General features: G+C 56.2%; 9 protein-coding genes and 1 pseudogene. 7 read left to right on the top strand and 3 right to left on the bottom strand.

The features are described 5' to 3' along the window. Positions 1–591, bottom strand: a 591-nt coding sequence (locus tag ACR0BF_RS19985; RefSeq protein WP_480625644.1) for a hypothetical protein, incomplete at its 3' end; no start/stop codon positions are given. Positions 592–1,217: 626 nt separating this feature from the next. Next, positions 1,218–1,823, bottom strand: coding sequence for a VPLPA-CTERM sorting domain-containing protein (locus ACR0BF_RS19980; protein WP_480625643.1), 606 nt, complete (start codon positions 1,821–1,823; stop codon positions 1,218–1,220). A gap of 151 nt (positions 1,824–1,974) precedes the next feature. Between ACR0BF_RS19980 and ACR0BF_RS19975 the strand changes: the two are divergent. From ACR0BF_RS19975 to ACR0BF_RS19960, 4 genes and pseudogenes are all read left to right on the top strand, one after another. Then, positions 1,975–2,111, top strand: a pseudogene (locus ACR0BF_RS19975) (IS5/IS1182 family transposase); the annotation flags it as partial. A gap of 83 nt (positions 2,112–2,194) precedes the next feature. After that, positions 2,195–2,368, top strand: a complete 174-nt coding sequence (locus tag ACR0BF_RS19970; RefSeq protein WP_352996639.1) for a hypothetical protein — start codon at positions 2,195–2,197, stop codon at positions 2,366–2,368. Next, on the top strand, positions 2,361–2,552 hold the full coding sequence (locus ACR0BF_RS19965) for a hypothetical protein (RefSeq protein WP_480625642.1): 192 nt from the start codon (positions 2,361–2,363) through the stop codon (positions 2,550–2,552). Before ACR0BF_RS19970 ends, ACR0BF_RS19965 begins: the two co-directional genes overlap by 8 nt. Positions 2,553–2,589: 37 nt before the next feature. Further along, a complete protein-coding gene (locus ACR0BF_RS19960) occupies positions 2,590–3,894 on the top strand; it encodes a DUF6538 domain-containing protein (protein ID WP_480625641.1) in 1,305 nt (434 codons plus the stop codon). Positions 3,895–4,424: 530 nt separating this feature from the next. On the opposite strand, the gene ACR0BF_RS19955 is transcribed toward ACR0BF_RS19960, so the two are convergent. Beyond that, a complete protein-coding gene (locus ACR0BF_RS19955; RefSeq protein ID WP_480521515.1) occupies positions 4,425–5,417 on the bottom strand; it encodes an AraC family transcriptional regulator in 993 nt (330 codons plus the stop codon). Between the two features lie 123 nt (positions 5,418–5,540). Here ACR0BF_RS19955 and ACR0BF_RS19950 point away from each other — a divergent pair, with 123 nt between their 5' ends. From ACR0BF_RS19950 to ACR0BF_RS19940, 3 genes are all read left to right on the top strand, one after another. Beyond that, positions 5,541–6,971, top strand: a complete 1,431-nt coding sequence (locus ACR0BF_RS19950; RefSeq protein WP_480521517.1) for a DUF1214 domain-containing protein — start codon at positions 5,541–5,543, stop codon at positions 6,969–6,971. A gap of 20 nt (positions 6,972–6,991) precedes the next feature. After that, positions 6,992–8,470, top strand: a complete 1,479-nt coding sequence (locus ACR0BF_RS19945) for a DUF1254 domain-containing protein (protein ID WP_209598753.1) — start codon at positions 6,992–6,994, stop codon at positions 8,468–8,470. A gap of 839 nt (positions 8,471–9,309) precedes the next feature. Further along, positions 9,310–9,900, top strand: a 591-nt coding sequence (locus ACR0BF_RS19940; RefSeq protein ID WP_480625640.1) for a hypothetical protein, incomplete at its 3' end; no start/stop codon positions are given.

Raw genomic sequence — 9,900 nt, 5'->3', positions numbered from 1 at the left:
GATAAAGGTTTCGGCAATTATCTGATTGTAGCGCTCAAGTTCCGCCCGCATTCGGATGATATCATCGGTGTCTTCGTACTCAACCAAAGACTCAGCGTCGTCGCCTCTGAGGATGATGATCTCCTCGCCTTCAACCCGACCAACGTCGTCTCGCTGGAACGCTACTTCAGCGAACCACTCCTGTAGCACTTTTGAGGCTCGTATCCGTGTTGTCCTGTTTCCCCGAGCTAAAGGTCCGGAATAGCTACCCTTGGCGACGTCCAGTAGCTTTGCCTTAATCAGGGCATGGATGATTGGGATAATTTTCTTGGAAATGTGGATCGCGTTATAGCGGGAAGACGTGTCCCAATAGTTCGATGACATCGAGACCCCGATCGACAGTTCAGGGTCCTCCAGCCAAGCCACATAGAGGTCCAGGACCAACACCCGCAGTTGATGTCTGAATGCAGTCTTCGGCTTCGGTCCGGACGTCTGATCACTCGGCAGATAGTCGTCCCAGATGCGGTCGACCAATTCAGCGACCTCAGGGTGATCCGACCAGCGGTGAACGTCGATTGGTCGCGAGTGCCATGGGTTCTCTATCTCCCCCATAACCTCCTCCTCCCTCTATGTATTATGGATCAGGAACGAGGATACTCGAGGCTCTCTATCCTCCGGTTTCTATTCATTACTTATACCTATTCCCCACCCCCATAGAACCCCCGCTAGAGGTTAGGAAAGAGGAGAGGTCAGAGGACGTCACAACACCCGAAACCACTGGGGCATAAACGGGGGCATTTCTCGGGTATCGGTGACCCAAGGTCCTGTCGTCGTTCTATGTTCTGATGATCTGGCTGGGGTGGTAGGAATCCTTGCCCTCCGATGAAACCCAAGAGCTTTTCCAACTAGCCCGAGAAACTGGGGCGGTTTCGGGGGCATTCTGCTGAGCTCTGCGCCGGGCATTTTACCGCTAGAGAGACCCGTTACGAGACCGCTAGAGAGCCGCTGGAAGGTGCCGACAGGAGCTAACGAGACCGCTGACCGGCGCAGGACTGGACCGCTGACGAGGCGTTCCGGGGGCTGACGGGTGGTGGCTGGTGCTGGCAGGTGGCTGAACGGACGTTCAGGCCTGATGCATCGAATGGCTGATCTGAGCCAAAACAGGAATGCCCCTGCACTAACCGTTAGAAAGTGCTATAAAGCAAACTGAAGCCAAGAATACGGCGGAAGCTATCTACCTAGCCTAACTTCTTTGACCTGTCGCGTGAAATTAATACTAGCCCAAGAAGTGCAGTTATCAGCAGCCAAGATGAAGTAGGCAGTGGAACTGGCGCAACGAACAAGTCCCCTTGAATCGAAACCAATGACCATGTGCCGGGCCGAGCGCTTCCGATGGTATTTATGGAATCGTGATACCAATCATAAATACCATTTGAATCAGGAGCAGTTGAGCCAAAAAAGCCATCAGGGGGACCGTCCAACCAAAACGCGGTACCCGTCAGGTTACCCAAGGCATTCGTTTGTAATCTGAAGTCCGTTCCAGCCACAGTGTTCGTGAGATCTGCATAATTAGTATGAAAACCCAGCACGCCTTGTATCGGTCCCTGCGGGGTTAAGCCTGACGAACCCGGAAGAAAAAAAGTAATATTGGCGTCGGACAGAGACTGACCGAGCAAATACTCGTCAAGAATAAGTGTCGCACTAAAGCCATTTTGGATTGTTGCAGTGCCATCATGGTTATCCAATATTTGGTCCAACAATGCACCTTGATAATGGTAAGTGAAGGTTGCCGCATTTACAGGCAACGCACATAAGACAACTATTGCCAGAAAGAAATGTCGCATCTCCCCCCCCCATAGGAAAATAAGTTTACGAAACAATCATCGCATCACTGTATAAGTTGCGTCAAGCATTGGAACAAATCGGTCTGAAAAACGCGAACTCCAACCCTTAGGGTCAGAATGCATTGATTTCCGCCGCGCCGAAGACCACGGCGAACAGAAGACTGTGATGATAGACCCCACGCACCTTAAGGCACACCGCGCAGCGACCAGCATGGGCGTCAAAAATGGGGGTGTGGACGCCTGATTGGCCGGACCAAGGGCGGCACGAACACCAAGCTGCACGCCATTTGCGCGGAAAACCTGAATTCCGCCCCCTAAAACCGAGGAACTTCCTGCATCTAAATAAAGAAGCAACTGCAGGAGTTTGATCCATGAAGTACCTGTCTGCCCTCGGCGTTCTCGTCGGGGGTTTTCTTTTGCACCCACCGCCCAAGGCCGTCCTGACGACGATGCTCTGGGTGGTCGCTCGGTCTCACCCCGCTGTCTCGGCGCTGGTTCTGCTGGCGGTCCTCTGGACGTGGAAACACGGAGGCGATGATGGCTGAGCTGGAGCTGAACCCCGGTGACGTCGTGGTCGTTCAGGCCTTCGATGACGTCCCTGAACATCTGTTCCGCGTAGACGAGGTGTTCGAAGACTGCGTGACCGGCTTTGCTGTCACCGGCCCTCTGGCTGGTATCTACGGCGAACCGGATCGGGAGATGATCGTTCGACGCGTCTCCACTGACTGAACCCAACCCAAATCCTAAATCTGAAAGGAGGAGACTCATGTCTGCTCACATTCGCTATGCCTATCTGAAGGGTCATACGTGGCTCTACCGACGCAACTACCCCGTTGACGTCGCTCTCGCGCTGGGCGCTCAGGCGCTGAAGCAAAGTCTCAAGACCGGTGATCGTAACACCGCCCGCGTTCGTGCCGCTGAAGTCAATGCCCGGTTTGAAACGCTGGTGGAGCAAGTTCGGGGCAAGGCAGAGGAGGCCCTGTCTGGTACAGAGAGCGGCGCTAACGTTCCTGATTGGGTTGACCAGCCAGAATCGTCTCTCGTCCGTCTCCGGGCCACTCTGGGGGACTCTGGCACAGTTCTGGATGGCCCTGCCTTCACCCGACCCGTCGTGCCGGTAAAGGTGGCGGTCCGTGACCTGAGCCGCGCCTATCTTGCCCGGCGCAGTAGTCAATTGCGACCCAGCGGGTTCAAGTCGGTCCGATACTCCGTCGGGCTGTTCACGAGCCGATATGGTGACCGAACGGTTTGCAGCCTGACGCGGGCGGAGGGGCGAGAGTTCCTGTCAGCGATAGCTCAACTGTCTCCAATGATTGGAAAGTCGGAACGGACTCGGGGGTTAACCCTGGACCAACTCGTGACCTACTCGTCTCAGGGGTCTTTGACGATAACCGCCAGAACCCAGCGGCGCATCTGGTCGCAGGTCAACCACTTCCTCGACTGGGTGGTCCACGAGGGGCATCTGGAGGCCAACCCGTTCCGGACGGTGCCCTTCGATCGCAAGGTGCGTCCTCAACCCTATGCAGTTCCGACTGACGATGAAGTGGTGGGATTGCTGGGAGCCAAAGACCGAGAATTGCATTCGGTTCTGCTAACCTGCCTGCTATCAGGAATGCGAGCGGGGGAAGCGGTTGGGCTGCTCCGGGAAGACCTCGTGGCCAAGGGCAACCTCGGTTGCTTCGTGCATGTTCGACCTAACCGACTGCGACTGCTGAAGACCGACGCCGCTGAACGACTGGTTCCGGTGCATCCCGTGCTGGATGAGACGCTCCGACAGCTGCCTAGCCATGGCCCGCTGTTCCCTGACCTGACTGTCGCGCAGGTGACCAAGGGGTTCGCGAGACTGAGACGGCGGCTGGCTCTGGAACGACCGGGACTGGTGTTTCACTCGACCCGCAAGTGGTTTGTGACCCAATGCGAGCGAACAGGTGTCCCCGAACACTTCACAGCCTCTCTGGTCGGCCATAAATCTGCGCGGTCGGAGAATGGGATCACCTACGGCATCTACTCGGCAGGCATCAGTGACGAGCAACGTCGGTCGATCGTTGACCAGATACGGCTCCCCGCATGAGTTTCCCGGACATTGACGCGTTTGAGGAGCGAGCGGCCATCGCTGAATACGATGGTGGCTGCTCTCGTCGAGAAGCTGAGAACCTCGCGGCTCGGGCTCAGGGATTCCGTGATGCCGAAGCCTACTGGCAGTGGCTGGCAGACTATGTCGTCCAGCGGCGACCACCCTCGTAAACCTATCCCTCGGCGGCCCTTAGCGGGTTGCCGGGGGTGCCCACGTTGCTTTCTTTTTTCCAAAGCGTACTATGGTTGAGGGCTGGCTGAATGACCCAGTTGCGGACTTTGTTGCCGTTCCCGGCGCTGACTGATGGGTCCGTATTCTGCGCAAAGCCGACATCGGGGCTCCACGAGTATGGACCGCAATGCGAACGCTTCCAGACATTTGCATAGGGTTCCTGCACCTACGTGACCGACCCAGATCTGGCCTTTTGGTTCGTCGCTGCGAACGGCGGCTCCTACGGTTGTTGCGAGATCCTAAAAGTCTCGACTCAGTAGCGTGGGCTCAAACGGCGACTTCCGAGGCCAAGCGACCTAGCGCGGGTCCGACGCGGCGAACTGGCTGGGCGAAAAGCCTGTCTGAGCGTTGAAGGCCCGACTGAAGTTGTTTGGGCTCGAATAACCAAGATCCAATGCGACGGCTGCAACCGACATATCGCCGTGACGCAGAAGTTCTTTGGCACGCTCTATTCGAGAGTTGTTCACGATGTCCCTGAACCGAACCCCATCCAGCATCAATCCTCGCTGCAAGGTTCGGACCCCGATATCCATGCATTCTGCGGTTCTTTCGATGGACACCGAACCCTCATAGATCTGCAGTCGCACCATGGCAGCGACCTTGTGGGGCAAAGTCTTGGGCGGGCCACCAACTCTCTCTCGAGCAATGTCCTCGATAGTCGCTTTCGGTTTGGCCTCCGTCGCGGTCGTCCGCAAAAGTTTGCTGGAAAAGACAACTCCCAATGCAGGTTGATCCCAATGGACTGGGCACCCGAAGACTTCCTCGGCGCGATCTCCTGCGGACGGTTTTGAAGTATCGATCATCAGCCGCTCCGGCGACCACGCTGGTCCAAGGTAGTGCCTGAAGACGCTGAGAAAGACGCCTACTGCCGAAAAAGCGACGTCGGAATACGCACTATGTGATCGCAGTCCGAAGCGATATCCATACCATGCACGGGCGCCGTGTGTTTGAAACTCGATCAGGTCCGCACTCGAGTGATACGAGATCGCCTTTGCAGTTCGCACGAGAGCCGCTCCGAGGTTTGGCGAGGACAAAACGTAGTCTCCCCATGCCCCGTAATCCGCGACGGTGAGATGCGGTGCCCAGAGCAGGCCGATATTCTCTTCCCCAGCGGAACGCCCGACCTCTTGAATGAATGTCGCGAGGGCGTGTTTCGGGATGTAGCCATCGCGACTTTCGATGAAGCGATGGGGCAAACCGGATCGCTTCAACGCTCGTTCAAGCGGTTTTTGCCCGCAGGTTTCAAGCGTGAATTGCGGCATCGCACCAAGCGCCTTGGCGGAGATCATGGGAGGGTCTGCTGGCATACAGGTTTGCTTAATCGTGATTCTGTCGTGAAATGATACGCCGATCTCGCAGCGATATGCCAACCTATGCTCTCGATTTGGCTATTGGCGGGAGGCGAGACGCAGATGACCATAAGTACAAATATGGCAACCAGGCAGTCTGCTCGTGGGCTGTATGCAGGCGTTGCACTTTCTATTCTGGCTGGGCCTGTTGTGGCGGAGATGTCTGAAATCGCCCGCGATACCGTTGTCCGGCGCTCCTGCGAGGCTGCGATCTGGGCGATGCCTGCCGTTGGCGTTTACGATATCGAGTTGGCGATCCAGCGCGATGCGGGGGCCGACAAAGGCGTGATCGCTTATATGAGCGAACCGATGGACAGCCGACACGGCTTCCTGACGGCCAACGACGTGACACCGTATGTATTTGGCGGTGGATACGCGGTGGATGAGCCCGTTGTCATCGATGTTCCGTCAGCCGGAGAAAAGGCGGCATTCTTTGGAACGATCACGAACGCCTGGCAGGTTCCGTTGGCAGATGTTGGCACCTCGGGCGATGATGCGGGCGAAGGCGGGAGGTACCTCATCGTGCCACCGGGATATGACGGCGACCTCCCGCAAGAGGGCTACTACATCTATCCGTCCAACACCTATGGCGTTCATTTCGCCTTCCGCCCTGTAGCAAAGGATGGTGGCACCAGCAAAGATCAGGCTGCCTACGCCCAGACCCTTCAAGTCTACCCCTTGTCCGAGGTCGACAATCCGTCGCCAACTGAATTCATCGACGTAAAGGAGAACCCGATCAACACGCTTCCCGTGTATGACATGACGTTTTTTCACGACATGAACACGGTCATCCAGCGCGAGCCGGTTCTGGAGCAGGACAAGGTCATGATGGCGATGCTGGCCTCGCTTGGTATGGTGCGCGGCGAGCCGTTTGAACCGGATGAGGAAATGCAGGCCGCGATGCTGGAAGGGCTGCAATGCGCCTATGACACCATGCAGGAGCATTTCATCACGCGCTCGGTCGTTCCGCTCTGGGAAGACCGCAAATGGGGAGTCTGGGCCTTCGCCGAGGGTCAGCCGGAAGCGGGTTTTCCTTATGTGACCGATGAAATGGTGCTGATCGATGACCGCGCGGGCGGTTCGTATTCGTGGATCACCTATCTGCCGAAGAAGCTGGGTGGCGGGACTTTCTACCTTACAGGCCTGACCGACAGCGATGGAGATATGCTGAACGGGCAAGACAGCTACAAACTCAATGTTCCCGCCGACACGCCCGCTGAGGATTTCTGGTCGGTCATCGTCTACAGCATGAAGTCCAAGGGCTTCGTCGCAGGCAATGAGCGCGTGGGCCTGGCAACGCCAAATCTGCCGGACATGCAGGTCAATGACGACGGCTCGGTTGACGTCTATTTCGCGCCAACGGCTCCGGATGGCCTCGAAAGCAACTGGATACCGACCGGCGAGGACTTCTTCTTGCTATTTCGCCTTTATGGGCCAGCGGAAGGATGGATCGAAAGCGGATGGCAACTGCCGGACGTCGAGAAAGCAAACTGATTTTCTGACAGGAGAAAAAGATGAAACGCACATTTCTTGCCGGATGCGCGGCCCTTGCCGTAACAGCGAACATGGCGCTTGCGGAAGGCGGCGATGGCCGCTTCCTAGAGAACGAAGAGTTCAACACGATCATCGGCAACTTCACCTTCGAGAAGGGATTTCCGACCGCTGAGACCACCGAACGTTTGTTCCAGATACGGACGACCTATCGGGTGATGGAAGTGATCCAGCAAAACGTCTTTGGAGCCTCGCTCTATGCGATGCGCAAGGGTTACGCAGATTTCGGTGCAGGAAAACCTAATCAGGTCATTGTGTTCAAGGACCTGATGGACGCCAAGTCCGAGTTTCTGACAGCCAACAATACAACCGTCTATGCGATGACTTTTCTCGACCTTAACACAGACGGTCCGACAGTGGTCGAAGCGCCTCCCGGCATGCTTGGTTTCTTCAACGACATGTGGATGCGCTATGTTGGCGATGTTGGAAATGCGGGGCCGGACAAGGGCGAAGGCGGCAAATTCCTCGTGCTTCCGCCGGGATACGAGGGAGACGTACCGGATGGGTACTTCGTTTTTGAATCCAAAACCTACGGGGTTTGGCTGGCGCTCAGAGCCTTCCTGGTCGATGGCACGACCGATGCAGCCAATTCGCTGTACGAGCAATTGAAGATCTACCCGCTGGCCCAAGCGGACAATCCGGAACCCACCGAACTAATCGATGGTTCAGGACAGGAAATCTGGACAGTTCATTCCGAAAATTATCACCTCCTGGAAGAGCTTGGGCACCTCGTCGAAGAAGAGCACCCGGACGCGCTGGACGGGGCGCAGAAATTTCTGCTCGCCTCCATCGGCATGGAGTTCGGCAAGCCATTCGATCCCACACCGGAAGAGAAGGCCATCCTTGAGCCAGCCGCCATGGCGGGCGCGGCGCTGCTTCGGGCCAATATGTGGAACTACGTTGGCGACGACAAATACATCTACGAGGATCGCAAATGGTGGAACCCGTTTGTTGGCGGCGTCTACACCTTTGACCCGAACGGATACCTCGACTACGACGCTCAGGCCTTTTTTGCAGCGTATGCGACAGGCGTGACACCGGCCATGGCGAGCAAAAACGTGGGTATTGGGTCGCAATATTTGTGTACCCATACCGATGGCGAAGGTGTTCCGCTCGACGGTGCGAAGACGTACAAGCTGACAGTTCCAGCTGATGTTCCTGCGAAGGATTTCTGGTCTGTCGTCGTCTACGACAGCGCAAACCGCTCGATGATGGCAACATCACAGCAATTCCCTGCGCTCAGCAGCTACGACGATTTGGCGCAGAATGAAGACGGAACGGTCGACCTCTACTTCGGCCCAAAAGCGCCAGAAGGTATGGAGTCGAACTGGGTCGAAACTGATCCGAGCAAGGGCTGGACAGCCATCGTGCGCCTGTACGGCCCGCTGGAGCCGTTCTTCGACCAGACCTGGAAGATGAACGATTTCGAACTGGTGGATTGATATTCCCTGAGACAACCATCGGGGTTTGCGGGGCGAGCAGAAATTTCTGCGCCAACGGTCAGCCACTTCATCAATGTCAACAAACGGTCGTCAGCCGGTCGGCCTACCCGCGCTCGAATTCAATAGTAGCGGTTCACTTGGCGTTGCATCTGGGTGCAATGACGCAAGATACGCACAACTGGGTGTATCATGGTTACTGCGTGTTCGGTGCGAGTGTGCCAGGTATTTGAAGCCTTACGAAGCATTGCGACCTCCCATTGATGACCTTACGTTAACCTGGATGAATGAGAGGTACTGTGAACTGGGACACAGAGCGCCAGTACAAGTTTCCGCCCCGCCCCCCACCAGCACCAGCCACCACCCGTCAGCCCCCGGAACGCCTCGTTAGCGGTCCAGTCCTGCGCCACTGGGCGGTCGAGCTAGCGGTCTCGTCAGCGCCGGTTAGCGGTTCTCTAGCGGTCTCGTAACGGGTCTCTCTAGCGGTAAAAATACCCGTCGCTTCGCTCAGCAGAATGCCCCCGAAACCGCCCCAGTTTCTCGGGCTAGTTGGAAAAGCTCTTGGGTTTCATCGGACGGCAAGGATTCCTACCACCCCAGCCAGATCATCAGAACATAGAACGACGACAGGACCTTGGGTCACCGATACCCGAGAAATGCCCCCGTTTATGCCCCAGTGGTTTCGGGTGTTGTGACGTCCTCTGACCTCTCCTCTTTCCTAACCTCTAGCGGGGGTTCTATGGGGGTGGGGAATAGGTATAAGTAATGAATAGAAACCGGAGGATAGAGAGACCCGAGTATCCTCCTTCCTGATCCATAATACACAGAGGGAGGAGGAGGTTATGGGGGAGATAGAGAACCCATGGCACTCGCGACCGATCGACGTTCACCGCTGGTCAGACCATCCAGAGGTCGCCACCTTGATCGACCGCATCTGGGATGACTACCTGCCGAGTGATAAGACCTCCGGACCGAAGCCGAAGACTGCATTCAGACATCAACTCCGAGTGCTGGTTCTGGACCTGTATGTTGCTTGGCTGGAAGACCCGGAACTGTCTATCGGCGTCTCCATGTCCTCGAACTACTGGGACATGTCTTCTCGCTATAACGCGATCCATATATCCAAGAAGATCATCCCGATCATTCACACCCTGATTGAGGCAAAGCTACTGGACGTCGCCAAGGGTAGCTATTCCGGACCTTTAGCTCGGGGAAATAGGACAACACGGATACGAGCCTCAAAAGTGCTACAGGAGTGGTTCGCTGAAGTGGCGTTCCAGCGAGACGACGTTGGTCGGGTCGAAGGTGAAGAAATCATCATTCTCAGAGGCGACGACGCTGAGTCTTTGGTTGAGTACGAAGACACCGATGATATCATCCGAATGCGGGCGGAACTTGAGCGCTACAATCAGATAATTGCCGAAACCTTTATC

This window comes from Ruegeria sp. AG7 (genome assembly GCF_056541545.1).
This window is presented reverse-complemented; position numbering and strand designations above follow the sequence as displayed.

What these genes read in the sequence shown, in the direction of transcription:
- ACR0BF_RS19960 (WP_480625641.1), top strand. Translation starts at nt 2,590, where the DNA reads ATGTCTGCTCACATTCGCTATGCCTATCTGAAGGGTCATACGTGGCTC.
- ACR0BF_RS19950 (WP_480521517.1), top strand. Translation starts at nt 5,541, where the DNA reads ATGACCATAAGTACAAATATGGCAACCAGGCAGTCTGCTCGTGGGCTG.
- ACR0BF_RS19955 (WP_480521515.1), bottom strand. Translation starts at nt 5,417, where the DNA reads ATGATCTCCGCCAAGGCGCTTGGTGCGATGCCGCAATTCACGCTTGAA.
- ACR0BF_RS19945 (WP_209598753.1), top strand. Translation starts at nt 6,992, where the DNA reads ATGAAACGCACATTTCTTGCCGGATGCGCGGCCCTTGCCGTAACAGCG.
- ACR0BF_RS19965 (WP_480625642.1), top strand. Translation starts at nt 2,361, where the DNA reads ATGGCTGAGCTGGAGCTGAACCCCGGTGACGTCGTGGTCGTTCAGGCC.
- ACR0BF_RS19970 (WP_352996639.1), top strand. Translation starts at nt 2,195, where the DNA reads ATGAAGTACCTGTCTGCCCTCGGCGTTCTCGTCGGGGGTTTTCTTTTG.
- ACR0BF_RS19980 (WP_480625643.1), bottom strand. Translation starts at nt 1,823, where the DNA reads ATGCGACATTTCTTTCTGGCAATAGTTGTCTTATGTGCGTTGCCTGTA.